The 15,898-nt window shown below is 65.8% G+C and carries 14 protein-coding genes and 1 tRNA gene; 3 read left to right on the top strand and 12 right to left on the bottom strand.

What is annotated here, in order from left to right; genetic code table 11:
- Positions 1–63 precede the first annotated feature (63 nt).
- Positions 64–1,770 (top strand): long-chain fatty acid--CoA ligase, encoded by a 1,707-nt coding sequence (locus tag RP6297_RS03665; RefSeq protein ID WP_009238759.1) that lies wholly within the window; start codon positions 64–66, stop codon positions 1,768–1,770.
- Positions 1,771–1,808: 38 nt separating this feature from the next.
- Here RP6297_RS03665 and RP6297_RS03670 read toward each other — a convergent pair whose 3' ends face one another.
- The 5 genes from RP6297_RS03670 to RP6297_RS03690 all read right to left on the bottom strand — a co-directional run bounded on the left by RP6297_RS03670 (position 1,809) and on the right by RP6297_RS03690 (position 4,586).
- Complete coding sequence (locus RP6297_RS03670; RefSeq protein ID WP_009238758.1) at positions 1,809–2,603, bottom strand: ankyrin repeat domain-containing protein; 795 nt, start codon at positions 2,601–2,603, stop codon at positions 1,809–1,811.
- Positions 2,604–2,614: 11 nt separating this feature from the next.
- A complete protein-coding gene (locus tag RP6297_RS03675) occupies positions 2,615–3,364 on the bottom strand; it encodes a gamma-glutamylcyclotransferase (protein WP_009238757.1) in 750 nt (249 codons plus the stop codon).
- Between the two features lie 135 nt (positions 3,365–3,499).
- A tRNA-Cys gene (locus tag RP6297_RS03680) sits at positions 3,500–3,575 on the bottom strand.
- Positions 3,576–3,639: 64 nt separating this feature from the next.
- Entirely contained in the window at positions 3,640–3,993 is a 354-nt protein-coding gene (locus RP6297_RS03685) for an FKBP-type peptidyl-prolyl cis-trans isomerase (RefSeq protein ID WP_004629425.1), read from the bottom strand.
- A 41-nt stretch (positions 3,994–4,034) separates the two neighbouring features.
- The gene (locus RP6297_RS03690) at positions 4,035–4,586 is read right to left on the bottom strand and encodes a YaeQ family protein (RefSeq protein WP_009277325.1); all 552 of its coding nucleotides are present in this window, start codon (positions 4,584–4,586) and stop codon (positions 4,035–4,037) included.
- 172 nt (positions 4,587–4,758) lie between these two features.
- On the opposite strand from RP6297_RS03690, the gene RP6297_RS03695 reads away from it, so the two are divergent.
- Together RP6297_RS03695 and RP6297_RS03700 are read left to right on the top strand one after the other, a co-directional pair.
- Positions 4,759–7,620: a DUF2339 domain-containing protein gene (locus RP6297_RS03695; protein ID WP_009238755.1), complete on the top strand. Its 2,862-nt coding sequence runs from the start codon at positions 4,759–4,761 to the stop codon at positions 7,618–7,620.
- Positions 7,617–8,939, top strand: coding sequence for a DUF3999 domain-containing protein (locus RP6297_RS03700; RefSeq protein WP_009238754.1), 1,323 nt, complete (start codon positions 7,617–7,619; stop codon positions 8,937–8,939). Before RP6297_RS03695 ends, RP6297_RS03700 begins: the two co-directional genes overlap by 4 nt.
- A gap of 62 nt (positions 8,940–9,001) precedes the next feature.
- On the opposite strand, the gene RP6297_RS03705 is transcribed toward RP6297_RS03700, so the two are convergent.
- The 7 genes from RP6297_RS03705 to RP6297_RS03735 form a co-directional block, all read right to left on the bottom strand.
- Positions 9,002–9,385: an MAPEG family protein gene (locus RP6297_RS03705; RefSeq protein WP_009238753.1), complete on the bottom strand. Its 384-nt coding sequence runs from the start codon at positions 9,383–9,385 to the stop codon at positions 9,002–9,004.
- Positions 9,386–9,461: 76 nt separating this feature from the next.
- Positions 9,462–9,683: an RNA-binding S4 domain-containing protein gene (locus tag RP6297_RS03710; RefSeq protein ID WP_009238752.1), complete on the bottom strand. Its 222-nt coding sequence runs from the start codon at positions 9,681–9,683 to the stop codon at positions 9,462–9,464.
- A gap of 16 nt (positions 9,684–9,699) precedes the next feature.
- Positions 9,700–10,263 carry a YceI family protein gene (locus tag RP6297_RS03715; RefSeq protein WP_009238751.1) on the bottom strand — a complete coding sequence of 188 codons (564 nt, stop codon included), beginning with the start codon at positions 10,261–10,263 and terminating at the stop codon, positions 9,700–9,702.
- A 44-nt stretch (positions 10,264–10,307) separates the two neighbouring features.
- A complete protein-coding gene (locus RP6297_RS03720; protein ID WP_009238750.1) occupies positions 10,308–12,038 on the bottom strand; it encodes a glutamine--tRNA ligase/YqeY domain fusion protein in 1,731 nt (576 codons plus the stop codon).
- 62 nt (positions 12,039–12,100) lie between these two features.
- The gene (locus RP6297_RS03725) at positions 12,101–13,120 is read right to left on the bottom strand and encodes a lipase secretion chaperone (RefSeq protein ID WP_009277326.1); all 1,020 of its coding nucleotides are present in this window, start codon (positions 13,118–13,120) and stop codon (positions 12,101–12,103) included.
- Between the two features lie 67 nt (positions 13,121–13,187).
- Positions 13,188–14,186 carry a lipase family alpha/beta hydrolase gene (locus RP6297_RS03730; RefSeq protein WP_009238748.1) on the bottom strand — a complete coding sequence of 333 codons (999 nt, stop codon included), beginning with the start codon at positions 14,184–14,186 and terminating at the stop codon, positions 13,188–13,190.
- 191 nt (positions 14,187–14,377) lie between these two features.
- Entirely contained in the window at positions 14,378–15,880 is a 1,503-nt protein-coding gene (locus tag RP6297_RS03735; protein WP_009238747.1) for a tripartite tricarboxylate transporter permease, read from the bottom strand.
- Between the last annotated feature and the right edge of the window lie 18 nt (positions 15,881–15,898).

Below are 15,898 nucleotides of genomic sequence, written 5' to 3' on the forward strand. Positions count from 1 at the left end.
AAATAGAACGATCGTTCGGATACCATCGGGTAAAAACAACACACAGATTTACGGAGACATGGCATGACACGACCGCACTTCCAGTTCTGGCCCCGACGTTTGCCGCACAACATCAGCTCGCCGCAAACGAGCCTTTGGTACAACCTGGAAGTGTCGGCGCGACGCTATCCGGACAAGGATGCCGTCATCTTCTACGGTCGGCACACCACATTCCACGAACTGCACGATGACGCGGTGGCCGTAGCCGGCTGGCTGCAGCAGGTGGCGGGCGTGCAGAAGGGCGATCGCGTATTGCTGTACATGCAGAACTGTCCGCAGTTCATGGCCGCTTACTACGGCATCTTGAGGGCCGATGCGGTGGTCGTGCCGGTCAATCCGATGAACCGGCCTGAAGAGTTCAAGCATTACGTGACCGATTCGGGCGCTGCCACGGTCATCTGCAGCGCCGACCTGGCCGTCAATGTGACGACGGCCAACGCCGAGCTGCCGGAAGCGCAGCGCACCAGGCACCTGCTGGTCACGTCGTACGCCGATGCGCTGCCTGCCACGTACGAATATCCCGAAGATGCGCCCCCCGCCTGGATCACCGCTCAGCATCCGGCGCAGCCCGGCGCCGTTGCATGGAACGACGTGCTCGCGCAGCGCCTTGTGCCCGGCCCGCACACCGCTGGACCCGACGACCTTGCCGTGATGCCGTACACGTCGGGCACGACGGGTTTCCCGAAGGGCTGCATGCACCCGCACCGCACGGTGATGCACAACATCGTCGGCGGTTCGATGTGGTCGAACGGGACGAAGGAAGGCGTGAGCCTGTCGATCATCCCGTTGTTCCATGTGACCGGCATGCAGTACGGCATGAACGCGCCGATCTACATGGGTTCGACGGTCGTGATGCTGCCGCGCTGGGATCGCGAGGTGGCGGGGCGGCTGATCTCGCGCTACAAGATCACGCATTGGACGAACATCCCCACCATGGTCATCGACTTCCTGGCGAGTCCGCAGCTCGCGGAGTTCGACCTGTCGAGCCTCGCCTACATCGGCGGCGGCGGCGCGGCGATGCCGCAGGCCGTGGCCGAGCGCCTGCTGAAGGATTTCAACCTGGCGTACCAGGAAGGCTACGGCCTCTCGGAAACCATCGCGCCGACGCACAGCAATCCGGCCGATCGCGCCAAGCAGCAGTGCCTGGGCATTCCCGTGTTCAACACCGATGCGCGCATCGTCGATCCGCAGACGCTCAAGGAGTTGCCCCCGGGCGAGGTGGGCGAAATCATTGTCAGCGGCCCGCAGGTGTTCCTCGGCTACTGGGGCAAGCCTCAGGCCACCGCCGAGGTCTTCATCGAATTCGAAGGCAAGAAGTTTTTCCGCACGGGCGACCTTGGCAGGATGGACGAAGACGGCTACTTCTTCCTCACCGACCGGCTGAAACGCATGATCAACGCGTCGGGCTTCAAGGTCTGGCCGGCCGAAGTGGAAAGCCTGCTGTACAAGCATCCCGACGTGCAGGAGGCTTGCATTATCGGCACGCGCGATGCGTATCGCGGCGAGTCGGTCAAGGCAGTGGTGGTGCTCAAGGCCCACGCCAAGGGCAAGACCACCGAAGACGACATCATCAACTGGGCGCGCGACAACATGGCGGCCTACAAGTACCCGCGCGTGGTCGAGTTTGTGGATGCGCTGCCCAAGTCCGGCACGGGCAAGGTGATGTGGCGCACGCTGCAGGAGCAGGAAAACGCAAGGAATGAGGCGGCCGAGAAACCGGCCGCCGCGTAAGGAGCGCGTCAAGAGAAAGGGCCCGAGTGGCCCCTTTTTCAATGTCCGCGCGCCTTGAAGAGCAGCGCGCCGATGCCGTGGAAACCACGCTGACGCGCATGCCGCATCGGCGTGACGCCACCGCGGTCGGCCAGGTTCGGGTCCGCTCCGCCGTCGAGCAGAACTTGTACGGTCTTCTCGTATTTGTCGCTGCCATCGCCCAGCGCCACGGCTTCGATCAGCGCGGTCAGGCCCAGGTTGTTTGTGGCATCGGGTGGAACGCCGGCCTTCACGAGTTCATTGACGACTTCGACATAGCCACGACGCGCGGCCGGGATGAGCGCGGTGTCGCCGTCAGCGTTGGTGGCGCGCAGGTTGGCGCCGTGCGACAGGGCTAAGCGCACCGTTTCCGCATCGCCCTGGCTGGCAGCGAGCAGAAAGGCGCTGTTCTGCGTGTTGTCCTGCAGGTTGACGTCGGCACCGGCCTGGATGAGCAGGCGTGCTGCCGCGCCCATGTGCGCCATGACGGCAGCGATGAGCGCGGTGCGGCCATCGGCGTCGCGCGCCTTGAGGCTGGCGCCTTCGGCCAGCAACGACTGGATCGCCATCGTGTTGCCGGCCTGTGCGGCAAGGATCAGGTCGCGGTCACGCGTGGCCGGGTCGCTGCGGCGCACGGGGCGGGTGTCCGCGGCGTGGGTCGCACCGGGTGCGACTTTCGCGCCGGCGCTGGCCGCCACATGCAGGATGGGCAGATGCTGCTCCTGCCACGCGTTGGCCATGTCGCCCACAGCCAACGCCATCCCCAGCATGACGCCGATGAGCTGGTTGAGCGCGGGATGCGGAGCGATGAGCATGGCGGGCGGGTTCAGGCGCTGAGATAGGGATCGGGCAGCGGCGCGGTGTAGGTTGCGTCCGTTGCATCGGTCGTGGCGCAGGGGCCGTTTGCCGCGTCGGTCGCCTGCAGGCGCGACCACAGGCGGTCCAGATACGGATCGTGCAGCCCGTTGCTGGCCAGGCCGATCAGCGTGCGCTGCAGGTATTCGCGTGCCGGGCCGTACAGTCCGACCGCCTCGCGCAGGCAGCCGACCACGCGCTCGTCCGGCAGGCGGCCGGCATAGGCTTCATGCGCGCGGTTCATGACAAAGGCCAGCGCCAGGACGCGTCGGCCGTTGATCTCGGTAGGCAGCCAGCGGGGCAGGTATGCGCCAGTCAGCATTTCGCGGCGCCAGAGCACGCGGAATTCATGTTCGGCACGGTCGCGCGGTACGCGGAAGGCGACGCCTCGGCAACTGCCGCCACGGTCCAGTCCGAGTACGAGCCCCGGGTTGTCCCAGGTGCCGCGATTGATGCGGGAATAGAGGTAGAAGCCGCGGTGATAGCCGTGCACCGTGGCGCGGGCGGCCTCGGTGTGGAAGATCATCGGGTTCCAGATGAGCGAGCCGTAGCCGAACACCCAGGCGTCCTGGCAGTCGCCGTGCGCAGCCGACAACCGCGCGAGCGTCGATGCAAGCGACGCTTCCAGCGCAGCCTCGGTCAGCAACGACGACGCGACGGGCGAATCACCCAGGGCGGCGCGCAACCGGTTCTGTTCGAGATCCTCTCGGGTGACGGCCATGTCGCAAGCATAGAGCAATCGTCAAGAGTGGTCACGCAAGCGGACGGCCGATGGCCCGGAAACAGGGCGTTGCGCGTGTAGGCGGAGGCTTGACTATGGCGCGGCCGCAACGGTGAAGCGTGCGCAGCCGGAAACTGGAGGCGGGGGAACGGAATTGAACCGTCTTATACGGCTTTGCAAGCCGCAGCATTGACCACTCTGCCACCCCGCCGGGGGAGGCGGCTCGTGATGCACCGTGTGATGCATCGCAAGCCGGGGCGGATTCTAGCGCAGGATCAGACTTCCAGCAGGTCGACTTCAAAAAGCAACGTTGCGTTCGGGGGGATCACGCCGCCCGCGCCGCGTGCGCCGTAGCCCAGGGCTGCCGGGATGATCAGCTTGCGCGTGCCGCCGACCTTCATGCCTTGCACGCCTTCGTCCCAGCCCTTGATGACCATGCCGCCGCCCAGGTGAAAGGCGAACGGGTCGTTACGGTCCTTGCTGGAATCGAACTTCTTGCCAGCCTGGCCGTTTTCGTAGAGCCAGCCGGTGTAGTGCACGGTGACGTACTGGCCAGCCGTGGCTTGCGCGCCGTCGCCGACGACGACATCTTCGTATTGCAGGCCGCTTGCGGTGGTTTCGATGGTCATGATGAGCCTCGTGGAGTGGCGTGGGTGATAAGGGAACAGGCTCAGGCAGCGGTTGCGGCCTTGAGTGTTTCGAGCTGGACGTGGACGTTGTCCGCGTCGTTGGCGATCCAGATGTCGCCGTCCTGGATGGTGACCTGCAGACGCATGGTGCGTTCCACCATGGCGGCCAGCGCGGCCACGGTGTCCGCCGCGACTTCATACACCGATACGTTGGCAAAGCGCGTGACCTTGGTCTCGGTCTGCTGCCACCACACGCGGCTGGCGTTGCCACTATATGTGTAGACGGCGACCTGCTCTGCGCGGTTGCTGGCCTTGCGGATGCGCGTGTCGTCGGGGTTGCCGAGGTCGATCCACAGCTCGATGGCGTCGGTCAGATCGCGCTGCCAGAGTTCGGGCTCGTCGGGTTCGGACAGGCCGCGCGTGAAGGCAAGTGTTTCGCTGGCGTGGCGGGCGAAGGCAAGCACGCGCACCATCATGCGTTCGTCGTTCTCGCTCGGGTGGCGGGCGACGGTCAGCGCGTGGTTGGCGTAGTAGTGGCGATCCATGTCGGCGATCTGCAGATCGACCTTGTAGATCGTGGATTTCAGGGCCATGCGGGTGGTCGGCAAATGGGCCGTTTTTGGCAAAGCGCGCATTGTCGCACGGGCCGATGAAGCTGAAGGCATTGCCGGGGCGCATTCCCAACGGCAGCCGTTTGCGGTATACGAGCGGTGCGTGCGCCAGTCGGCGCATGGTTTTCCTATCCAAACCAGGACAATCAGAACGATGCGTTGGATATTCGGAATCGTGGGGCTGCTGCTCGGAGGCCTGTCGGGGGGCGTCGTCGGGGCGTTCTTTGGGGCGGTGATCGGTCTGGGACTGGCCTCGCTGATTTTGTACATGGACAAGCGGGCCAGTGCGCAGTGGGCCAATCTGCCCGACGGCACGGGCACAACCGGCGCGGGGCAGGGCCATGCGGCCACGCAGGCAGCCGTGTCGCCGCCGCCCGCGACGCTGCAGGAGCGTGTGGCGCGGCTTGAGCATGAGGTTTCGCTCCTGCGTCGGCAACTGGCTGAAATCAGGGGTGGAACGTTTGCAGCGCCTGCCGATATGGAGGCTGCTGCCGTTGAATCGCCGCCGACCGCGACAGAGGCGTTGCCAGCGGTGGAGTCGCTTGCCGCGCCTGTGCCGGCGCCGCAGGTGTCGGTTCCGCAGCCGACGCCTCAACCTGTTCCCCAGCCCGTGCCCGTCTTGGCACCGCACGAGCCCGATTGGGTCGAGCGCGCCGTGGGCGCTGCCCGCGACTGGCTACTGGGCGGCAACAGCGTGGTGCGGGTCGGCATTCTGGTCCTGTTTTTCGGCGTGGCGTTCCTGCTCAAGTACGCGGCGGACAATAGCCTGCTGCCGGTTGAGTTCCGGCTGGCGGGTGTGGCGGTCGGGGCGATCGTGCTGCTCGGCATCGGTTGGCGCCTGCGCGAAAAGCGTCCGGGCTATGCGCTCGTGCTGCAGGGCGGCGGGGTCGGCGTGCTTTATCTGACGGTGTTTGCTGCGACGCGCGTGGTGCCGTTGCTCAACCCTGGGATGGCGTTTCCGCTGCTGGTGCTGATCTGCGCGCTGGCCGCCGGGTTGGCGGTCAAGCAGAACGCGCCGGCGCTCGCCTTTACCGGCAGCGCGGGCGGGTTCCTGGCGCCGATTCTGATCTCGACTGGACAGGGCAGCCACGTGGCGCTGTTCAGCTATTACGCGCTGCTGAACGCGGGCATCTTCGCCATTGCGTGGTTCCGGGCGTGGCGGGCGCTGAATCTGCTCGGCTTCGTCTTTACGTTCGGCATTGCCACGGCGTGGGGCGTGCTGCGCTATCAGCCGTCGTTGCTGGCGAGCACCGAGCCGTTCCTGATCCTCTTCTTCCTGATGTATGTGAGCATTGCGCTGCTGACCGCGCTGCGCCGCCATGTCAGCCTCACCAACTACGTTGACGGCACGCTGGTGTTCGGCACGCCGCTGGTGGCAATGGGTTTGCAGACTGGGCTGGTGCACCACATTCCGTTTGCGATGGCGTGGAGCGCCACCGCGCTGGCCGCGTTCTATCTGGGGATTGCGGGCTGGCTGGCGCCGAGGCGTGCCAGCCTTGGCCTGCTGTACGAGGCGATGTTCGCGCTCGGCGTGATCTTCATCGCGCTGGCGATTCCGCTGGCCTTCGATGGGCGCACGACCAGTGCGGTGTGGGCGCTGGAAGGTGCTGCCGTGGTTTGGCTGGGCGTGCGCCAGCAGCGGCGTCTGGCGCTGGCGGCAGGCCTCCTTTTGCAACTCGCGGCAGGCGCCGCCTTCGCCTTGGATGCCGCATTCGATTGGGCGCCGCAGAGCGGCTGGGCCGTGCTCAACAGCCGCTATATCGGCGGGGTATTGATTGCGCTGGCGGGCGTCTTCAGCGGCTGGCGCCTGCATGGCAAGGCGGAGGCGCGTGCATGGCTGAAGGCCGCGCCGGTGCTTGGGGTTGTGGCGTCGGGGTGGGGCTTGCTGTGGTGGCTCGGCAGCGGCAGCAACGAGATTGATCGCTGGGCCTGGCGCATCGCCAGCAAGACCGTCGACCGGCCGGACATTCCACTGTGGGCCGTCTTCGCCGTGCTGACGGCGTGGGCTGCGCACGGCCTGCGCCGGAAGCTCGATTGGGCGCTGGCCGAGTGGCCTGCGCTGGCGTTGTCGCCGGTGCTGGCGCTGATTTCGCTGGCTGCGATCGAACACTGGGTGCCCTCTCCGCTGGCCGGGTGGGGCGGGCTGGTGTGGATTGCGGCCGTGGTGCTGGCCTTCGTGCTGCTGCGCCGGCAGGAGCGCGACGTGAAGGGCGCCATCCTCGCGCCGCTGCATACCGTGCTGTTCTGGCTGATCTGCGGCGTACTGGCCACGGAAGGCTACTGGCGCCTCGACGCCTACGTGCCCGAGGGCACCTGGAGCTTCGCCGCCTGGGCCTATGCCTACGGCGCGCTGCTTGCCCTGCTGGCGGGCGCGGGCTGGCGGGTCCGCTGGCCGATCGCCCGGTTCGAGCGCGCCTACCTGCTGTGGGGTGCCGCGCCGCTGGCGGCCCTGCTGTGGCTATGGAGCCTGGCGAGCGCCGCCAGCGACGGCAATGCCGCGCCGCTGTTCTACCTGCCGATTCTCAACCCGCTGGACGTGGCGCAACTGTTGGTTTTCCTCGCTATCGCGTTGTGGATGCGTCGCGTGGCACTGCAGAAGCTCGTACCTGAGCCGATAGTGATCGGCTACGCCATCGGCGCGACGCTGTTCATCTGGGCCAACGCAGTGCTGCTGCGCACGCTGCACCATTGGGCGCATGTGCCGTACACACCGGACGATCTGGGTGCCTCGATGCTGGTACAGGCATCGTTGTCGATGTTCTGGACGGTACTGGCATTGGCGGTGATGGTGTTTGCCACGCGGCGCGCCAGCCGCGCGCTGTGGTTCACCGGCGGGGCGCTGCTGGGCGTGACGGTGGTCAAGCTGTTCCTGTTCGACCTGTCACGCGTCACGGGTGTCGAGCGCATCGTGTCGTTTATCGCGATTGGCGTGCTGCTGTTGTTGATCGGCTATCTGTCGCCGTTGCCGCCGAAGCCCAAAACCAGTGCCGATGCTGGAACCGGGGAGGTCCTGTGAAGAAGGTTGCTTTTGCGATGGCCGTGGCGTCGCTGTTGTCTGCGCCGGCCTGGGCCGAACGCTTTGCGCTGACGGGCACGCCCGGCGCCCCTTACTACGCCGTCACGCTGAGCGAAGACGTCTACGCCCATGCGCACGAGGCCACCCTGGCCGACCTGCGCATCCTCAATGGCGACGGCGAGCCCGTGCCCTTTACCATCGATATCCCGCGCGATCCGCCGCCCCAGGCACGCACGCTGCGCGACGTGCACTGGTTCGCCACGCCCATCGACGATGCACAGAAGCCCGGCGCCGCAGGTGTCGTGCTCGGTACCGATGGCGTGCTGCGTGCGAGCGGCGCTCAGCTGTCGCAGGCGTCTGTGCGCGCGTGGTTGGTCGACCTCAGCCAGCTTCGTGACACGGTGACTGCGCTGGTCGTTGCGCTGCCCGCTGCGGAATTCCAGAGCGGTGTGAGCGTGCAGGCCAGCGATGACTTGCAACACTGGAGCCCGGTCGCTCAGGCCACGCTATTCCGTCTGTCCAATCAGGGCAGCACGTTGGTGCAGGACCGCATCGAGTTCACAGGGCTGCGGGCGAAATACCTGCGTCTGACGTGGCAAGGCAAACCGCCTGCGCCGGACGCCGTGCGCGCAGAATTGGCTGCCGGTGCGCCAGTGGCGCTTGCGGATAACGCCATTCAGTGGCGCTCGGGGCTGGCGCCAGTGCAGACGCCCGCGGCGGGCGACTACCAGTTCGATACCGGCGGCGTGTTCCCGGTCGAGCGTGTGAAGATCCGTCTGCCGCAAGCCAACACCGTCGCACAGGCAACGCTCTATGCGCGGGCCGATGCCCAGGCGCCCTGGCGGCCGGTGACATCTGCCCGCCTGTTCCGGCTGGCTGGTGCCAACGGGAAGGGCGAGCAGGAGAGCGCGGCCATCACGGTGCCCGCCACGGGGGAGCGCTACTGGCGTCTGCAGGTCGACACGCGCAGCGGCGGCCTGGGTGCCGGCGCGCCGGAATTGGCGATCGGCTGGCGTCCGGCCACGGTCACGTATGCGGCGCGCGGCAATGTGCCGTTCACGCTGGCGGTGGCGGAAGTGGCGCGCGGCAATCCGGTCGCACGCGCGGATCTGCTGGCGGGTGCGTCGCCCGCCATTGCGCAGGCACAGCTTGGCGCGATGAGCGATTCGCCTGCCGACGCGCTGACAGCCGAGCCACCTGGTGGCCGCCGGCGCCAGTGGGTGCTGTGGGGCGCGCTGTTGGCCGCGGTAGCGGTGCTGGGCGGGATGGCTTGGCGGTTGTTCCGCGCGCCGTCGGTGCCACCGGATGCTTCGACGTAATCTGCATTGCCCGAAGAAAACGGCGCCACCTGGGCGCCGTTTCTTCCTGGCGGAGCGCATGTTCAGTGCGCAAAGGCCGGTTGCACGAACAGCGCAACGCACAAGGCAAAGCCCGCAAACCACATCAGCGAACGCAGCGGAGCCCAGTTGGCGAGATAGCACACCGTGTACAGCACGCGCACCACGATAAATGCGATGGCCAGCAGGTTGATGCGGTCGATGATGCCGCCGCCCAGGATGGCCACCAGCACTGCCACTGCAAAGAACGGAAACGCTTCGAAGTGGTTCTGCTGTGCGGCGGCGGCACGGCCCGCGACGCCGGTTTGCTGCGCGAGCCACGCGCGCGGGTTGCGATTGTCGTACCGCGGGCCTTTGGCCTTGGCGATGCCGACGCACACGATCGGCAACACCGCTGCCACCAGAACGCACCAGAGGGCGATCGGCATGGTCAGTCTCCTGGATGTGGATGGGTGTGAAGGTGCCGCACCGTAGCACAAGGCGCGTTTTCAAACACCTGAGACGTTAGTCGAAACCTTGCACGGCAATGCGCACATCCCCGAGCATGACAACCTGGCCCGCTCGGATCTTGGCCGTCTTGCGCAGTTCCGGCTGGCCGTCGACCGTGACCGCACCATCGGCGACAACCGCCTTGCCGGCGCCGCCGCTGTCCACCACGCCGGTGAGCTTGAGCAGCTTGTGCAGCTCGATGTATTCGGTGGTCAAGGCGAAATCGATATTGGGCATGGATGGATTGCGAGGTTTATTGAGGCGTGGCTTCCACGCTGATGTCGAGGTCGACGCGGTCACCCACGTCGGGCAGGAAACGCGTCATGCCGAAGGCGCTTCGGGCAATGGCGAGGTGAAAATCGCCGCCGCAGACGTGGCGCGTGCTGCCGGGCATCTTTTCGTCGCCGCAACTGAAGCGCCGCACCTCTAGCCGCACAGGCTGCGTCACACCGTGCAGCGTCAGATTGGCCTCAATGGCTATGAGCTTGCCGCCTTCCACGACAAAGCGGTCGCTGCGCAGACGGATGACCGGGAACTTCGCAGCGTCGAGAAACTGCTCCGATTTCAGCACGCCGTCCAGCACGCGCAGGCGCGTGTTGATGGAGTCGGCGTCGACGGTGAAATCGAAGCCGCCCTGGTGGGTGGCTTCATCGAAGTTGATGGCGCCGTCGATTTTGTCGAAGCGGCCGCGCATCGTGCTGCGATCGAAATGCGATGCGCCGAAGTAGACCGATGTGTGCGCCAGGTCTGGCGCAAATGACGCGGCGAAGGCGGGAGAGGTGAACAACCCCGCCAGCAATAGAATCCATGCACGCATGATGCCTCCGATATCAGAGGCCCATGGCGCGCATGGGCCTGTGCTTACTTGCCCCAACTGTCCTTCAGGCCGACCACGCGGTTGAACACGGGCTTGCCCGGCTGCGAGTCGCTGCGGTCTGCCACGAAGTAGCCATGGCGCTCGAACTGGAAGCGGTCTTCCGCCTTGGCCGTTGCCAGCGTCGGCTCCAGGTAGGCCGTGACGATCTTCTTGGAGTGCGGGTTGAGCGCATCCAGGAAGTTCTTGTCGCCCGAATCCGGTTGCGGATCGCTGAACAGGCGGTCGTACAGGCGCACTTCAGCTTCCAGCGCATGTGCGGCGCTCACCCAGTGGATGTTGCCCTTCACCTTCACGCTGTCAGCACCCGGCGTGCCACTCTTCGTGTCCGGAATGATGTTGGCGTGCACGGCGGTGATGTTGCCGTCGGCATCCTTGTCGCAGCCGGTGCATTCGATCACATAGCCGTAGCGCAGGCGCACCTTGTTGCCCGGGAAGAGGCGGAAGTAGCCCTTGGGCGGCGTCTCGGTAAAGTCTTCGCGCTCGATCCACAGCTCACGCGTGAGCGGGAATTCGCGGCGGCCGAGTTCGGGTTGCTTCGGGTGCACGGGTGCGGAGCACGGCTCGTTGAAATCGGCCGGCACGTTGTCGAGCACCAGCTTGACCGGGTCCAGCACGGCCACCGAGCGCGGCGCACGCGCGTCGAGGTCGTCACGCACGGCGCCTTCCAGGATGCTCATGTCGATCCAGCTGTCGGCCTTCGACACACCCACGCGTTCGCAGAACAGCTGGATCGATTCGGGCGTGTAGCCACGGCGGCGGATGCCAACGAGCGTCGGCATGCGCGGGTCGTCCCAGCCGTCGACGCGCTTTTCCGTCACCAGTTGCAGCAGCTTGCGCTTGCTGGTGATGGCGTAGGTCAGGTGCAGGCGCGCGAATTCGTATTGATGCGGCAGCGGGGCGGCCAGCACGCCGGCATCACGCAGGTGGTCGAGCACCCAGTCATACAGCGGGCGGTTGTTCTCGAACTCCAGCGTGCAGAGCGAATGCGTGATGTTCTCCAGCGCATCGGAAATGCAATGCGTGAAGTCGTACATCGGGTAGATGCACCACGCGTCGCCGGTGCGGTGGTGATGCGCATGGCGGATGCGGTACAGCACCGGGTCGCGCATCACGATGTTCGGCGCGGCCATGTCGATCTTGGCGCGCAGCACGTGCTCGCCGTCCTTGTACTTGCCGGCGCGCATGTCGCGGAACAGCGCCAGGTTTTCGTCCACCGAGCGATCACGGAACGGCGACGGTGTGCCCGGGCGGGTGAAATCGCCGCGGTTGGCGGCGATCTGTTCGGCGCTCTGACTGTCGACGTAGGCTACGCCGCGCTGGATCAGCACCTCGGCAAAGCCGTAGAGCTGCTCGAAGTAGTCGCTGGCGTAGTACAGGTGTTCGCCGCCGGCGTCGCTCCACGAGTAGCCGAGCCAGTGCACGGCGTCGATGATGGAATCGACGTATTCGGTGTCTTCCTTGACGGGGTTCGTGTCGTCAAAGCGCAGGTGGCAGCGGCCGTTGTAATCGCGGGCCATGCCGAAGTTCACCCAGATGCTCTTGGCGTGACCGATGTGCAGGTAACCGTTGGGCTCCGGCGGAAAGCGCGTGACCACCGGCGGAATCGGCTGGCCAGTGGCGTCCTTGCGATCGGCGTAGGTGCCTTGCGCGAGGTCGGCGTCAATGATCTGGCGCAGGAAGTTGGACGTCGGGGCGGTGGCGTTGTCTTGGCTCATGGGAGTGCGTGATTCGGCAATCCCGGGATTTTACCGTGCCCGGCGCTCCGCGCCCCGGGACGCTATTTACGCTGGGCCAGGCCATCGAGCGCCTGTGCGCGCAACAGCTCATGCGAGGCGGTGAAGGTCTGTTGGCGCAGTTGTGCGATTTGCGCGGCCCGATCGGCATCCGACAGGCCGGCAAAGGCGTTGATGCGATCGCGTTCACGGGCGTACGCGACGTAGCGGGTGCGCCAGTCGGCTTCCTCGCGATTGCCCTGGATGAGGCGGTCGGCTACCAGGTTGTCCACCCCCCGGGCCGACAGGCGCTGGCGCATCTCGGCTTCGCTCATGCCCTGCTTGGTCCACGTTTCCATGTCGCTGGCGAGCTTGAGCGGGGCGGAGGCGTCGCGGCGCGCCTGCTGTACCGATGGCGGGAGATTGGCGTCGATGGCGGCGATCCTGGCCGTACGCTGTTCCGGCGTGAGCGACGGGTCGGCCATCACAGCGAGGCGGTCGAGCGCGGCGGCGTCCATCGCGTCGTCATCGCCATACCAGGCCTGGGCGACGTCCGCGCCAAGGTATTGGCGGCGCAGCGCGGTGCGGTCGCTCAACTGCTGGCGCAGCGTGGCGATCAGCTCCGGGCGCTGCTGGACCTGTTCGAGGCTCGGCTTGTTGCGGCTGGTGGCGCCGGTTTGAGCCGCCGCCTTGCGATAGGCCAGGTAGTGCTGGAGCAGCGATTGCGCTTCTGCCAGTGCCGGCGTGATCAGCTTGGCGCGCAGATGCGCCTCGGCCATCGACACACGCTGCACCTCGGGCAGCGAGGCGGGCACGTCGAGGAAGTAGTCGAACACCGCGCGATTGGCGGCTTCGAGGATGAGGTGGCCGCTCGTATCCACATGCAGGCCGTCCGGCGCCTGTGTATCGGCCAGCTCCGGTGCAGGCGCGGCCTGTGCCGAAGGTTCGGCGCCGACACTGCCGATGAAGGCGCCCTTGGCCGCCTGCGGCTGCGCCATGGGGGAGTCAGGCGCGTCCGACGCATGCCACCAGTAGACTCCGCCCGCCATCGACACCGCCACCAGCACGGCGACAACAAACGTCATGGGCTGTATCGAGGGCGATTGGGGCTTCATGGTGGCGAATGCCTTGGGTGGTCGAATGCTCGGATGGTCAGAGACCGGCCGTCTTCAGCCGATTGGCCTGCGTGCGGATCACCGCGACCGGGTCGGCCGCGCCCCAGCCGATCAGACCGAGCAGCTGGTTGACCTCATCCAGGTGGTTCCACGCGTAATCCGTCGACAAGACCTGCCCGAACTTCGCGCTGCATACGGAGACAAGCCCGTCATTCGTCCCCGAACCGCGCGCCTGCATGACGCCGCCGCTGAAAACCAGCACCGGATCAAACACGTCGAGCACGTTGGTGGCAGTGGAGCGGCCCGTCCACGAATACAGCTTCTGCACGTTGCCATTGCGCACGTCGGTGGCGCTGCCGGTGTTGCATCCGCTGGCGAGGCCCGCGCTGGGGAACGCCTTGTTGAAATCAGCCGCACCCGATGTCGACAGGATATGCAGCGCCGCAAAGCCGTTCTGCGGATTGCTGTTGCCGTTGAACCAGCCGAGCACCGAGCCGAATACGTCGGCACCGAGGTTCACGAGCGCCTGGAACGGCGCCGGTGTCGATTCCACAAAGTCCGCAAACTCCGACCCTTTGTGGGGCGTGCCAATGGTGGTGACGGAGGCCACGAGGTTCGGCACCACTGCCGCCGCATAGCGCGAGGTCAGGCCGCCCTGGCTGTGACCAATGAGGTTGACCTTGGTGGCGCCCGTGGCGGCAAGCACGCTGCGAATCTGGCTGACGAGCTGTTCTCCGCGCACGGTTTCATCGTTGAAGGCGGAGACATCGGCCACGTAGACATTGGCGCCGTTGGCACGCAGGTCTTCGGGGATCTGATACCAGTAATCGACCACGCCGAGAAACTTGCTGGTGCCCGACAGGCCATGCACCAACACGATCGGATACTTCGTCGCGGCATAGGTGCTGGCGGCCTGCGCCGGCGCGACGGCACCCAAGCTGAGGGCCGATGCGGCCAAGACGGCGGCTGCAGCGTGCGTGCGCAGGAAGCTGCGCGCTGATCCATACACAGCATGGAGCAGGGAAGTCTGTGACATTCGGTTGTCTCCTGGACATTGGATGGGTGGTCGACCTCTTTGGGCCGATCGCCCTCCGTTATCCGAAGCGCCGTGTCCGACGTCAACTGAAGTGGAGGTCTGGCTCTAATGCTGCGCCGCCGCGTGCGCAAACAAAAACCGGAGGGCAGGCCTCCGGTTTCGTAGGGTGCGATGCAGCAACGTCGCCATGCTTATTCTTCTTGAAACGCTTCCACGCGTTTTCTGTTGATGGCGGGCAGCGCCACCAGCAAGACGAGGATGCCCGCCGCGATCAGCAGCCCCATCGACAGCGGCCGCATAACGAAAGTGGAGAAATCCCCGCGCGAGAGCAGCAGCGCGCGGCGGAAGTTCTCTTCCATCATCGGCCCAAGCACGAAGCCGAGCAGCATGGGCGCCGGTTCGCAGCGCAGCTTGACGAACATGTAGCCGATCAAGCCGAAGAGCGCGGTCTGGAAGATATCGAACGTCGTGTTCGACACTGAATACACGCCGATGCAGCAGAACACCAGGATGGCCGGATACAGGAAGCGATACGGCACCTTCAACAGGCGTACCCACACGCCGATCATCGGCAGGTTCAACACGATCAGCATCAGGTTGCCGATCCACATCGAGGCGATGAGGCCCCAGAACAGCGCCGGGTTGCTGGTCATCACCTGCGGGCCGGGCTGGATGTTGTGGATGGTCATCGCGCCCACCATCAGCGCCATCACTGCGTTGGGCGGAATGCCCAGCGTGAGCAGCGGGATGAAAGACGTCTGCGCCGCAGCATTGTTGGCCGATTCCGGGCCCGCCACGCCTTCGATGGCGCCCTTGCCGAATTCGCTTGAATACTTCGAGGTTTTCTTCTCCAGCGAGTACGACGCGAACGATGCCAGCGTCGCGCCGCCGCCCGGCAGGATGCCCAGGAGCGAGCCCAGCGCCGTGCCGCGCAGTACGGCCGGGATCATGCGCTTGAAATCTTCGCGGCTGGGCCAGAGGTTACGCACGTGCTCGACAAAGGTTTCACGATGCTCCTTCTGTTCGAGGTTGGCGATGATCTCGGCAAAGCCGAACACGCCCATCGCCACCGACACGAAGTTCAGCCCGTCGGCCAGCTCCGGCACGTCGAACGAATAACGCGCGGTGCCCGAGTTCACATCGGTGCCGACCAGGCCGAGCAACAGGCCCAGCACGATCATCGCAATCGCCTTGACGAGCGAGCCCGACGCCAGTACCACCGCGCCGATCAGGCCCAGCACCATCAGCGAGAAGTATTCCGCCGGCCCGAAGTTGAACGCGAATTCCGACAGCGGCGTGGCAAACGCCGCCAGCACCAGCGTGGCCACGCAGCCCGCGAAGAACGAGCCGAGGCCCGCCGTGGCCAGCGCCACGCCCGCGCGCCCGCGCCGCGCCATCTGGTAGCCGTCGATGGTCGTCACCACCGAGGAGGATTCGCCCGGCAGGTTAACGAGGATGGCTGTGGTGGAGCCGCCGTACTGCGCGCCGTAGTAAATGCCGGCCAGCATGATGAGCGCGGCCACCGGCGGCAGCGCGTACGTGGCCGGCAGCAGCATCGCAATCGTGGCGATGGGGCCGAGGCCCGGCAGCACGCCGATCAACGTACCCAGCACGCAGCCGATGAATGCGTAAATCAGGTTCTGGATGGAAAGCGCTGTGGAGAAGCCCAGAGCGAGATTGGCGAAGAGGTCCATGGTGTCGTGTGCCTCTCG

Origin of the sequence: Ralstonia pickettii (assembly GCF_016466415.2) — a bacterium.
GTDB classification, from domain to species: domain Bacteria; phylum Pseudomonadota; class Gammaproteobacteria; order Burkholderiales; family Burkholderiaceae; genus Ralstonia; species Ralstonia pickettii.

Coding starts and splice junctions, on each gene's coding strand:
- RP6297_RS03665 (WP_009238759.1), top strand. CDS start 64: ATGACACGACCGCACTTCCAGTTCTGGCCCCGACGTTTGCCGCACAAC.
- RP6297_RS03670 (WP_009238758.1), bottom strand. CDS start 2,603: ATGCTCATCGCTCCGCATCCCGCGCTCAACCAGCTCATCGGCGTCATG.
- RP6297_RS03675 (WP_009238757.1), bottom strand. CDS start 3,364: ATGGCCGTCACCCGAGAGGATCTCGAACAGAACCGGTTGCGCGCCGCC.
- RP6297_RS03685 (WP_004629425.1), bottom strand. CDS start 3,993: ATGACCATCGAAACCACCGCAAGCGGCCTGCAATACGAAGATGTCGTC.
- RP6297_RS03690 (WP_009277325.1), bottom strand. CDS start 4,586: ATGGCCCTGAAATCCACGATCTACAAGGTCGATCTGCAGATCGCCGAC.
- RP6297_RS03695 (WP_009238755.1), top strand. CDS start 4,759: ATGCGTTGGATATTCGGAATCGTGGGGCTGCTGCTCGGAGGCCTGTCG.
- RP6297_RS03705 (WP_009238753.1), bottom strand. CDS start 9,385: ATGCCGATCGCCCTCTGGTGCGTTCTGGTGGCAGCGGTGTTGCCGATC.
- RP6297_RS03710 (WP_009238752.1), bottom strand. CDS start 9,683: ATGCCCAATATCGATTTCGCCTTGACCACCGAATACATCGAGCTGCAC.
- RP6297_RS03715 (WP_009238751.1), bottom strand. CDS start 10,263: ATGCGTGCATGGATTCTATTGCTGGCGGGGTTGTTCACCTCTCCCGCC.
- RP6297_RS03720 (WP_009238750.1), bottom strand. CDS start 12,038: ATGAGCCAAGACAACGCCACCGCCCCGACGTCCAACTTCCTGCGCCAG.
- RP6297_RS03725 (WP_009277326.1), bottom strand. CDS start 13,120: ATGACGTTTGTTGTCGCCGTGCTGGTGGCGGTGTCGATGGCGGGCGGA.
- RP6297_RS03730 (WP_009238748.1), bottom strand. CDS start 14,186: ATGTCACAGACTTCCCTGCTCCATGCTGTGTATGGATCAGCGCGCAGC.
- RP6297_RS03735 (WP_009238747.1), bottom strand. CDS start 15,880: ATGGACCTCTTCGCCAATCTCGCTCTGGGCTTCTCCACAGCGCTTTCC.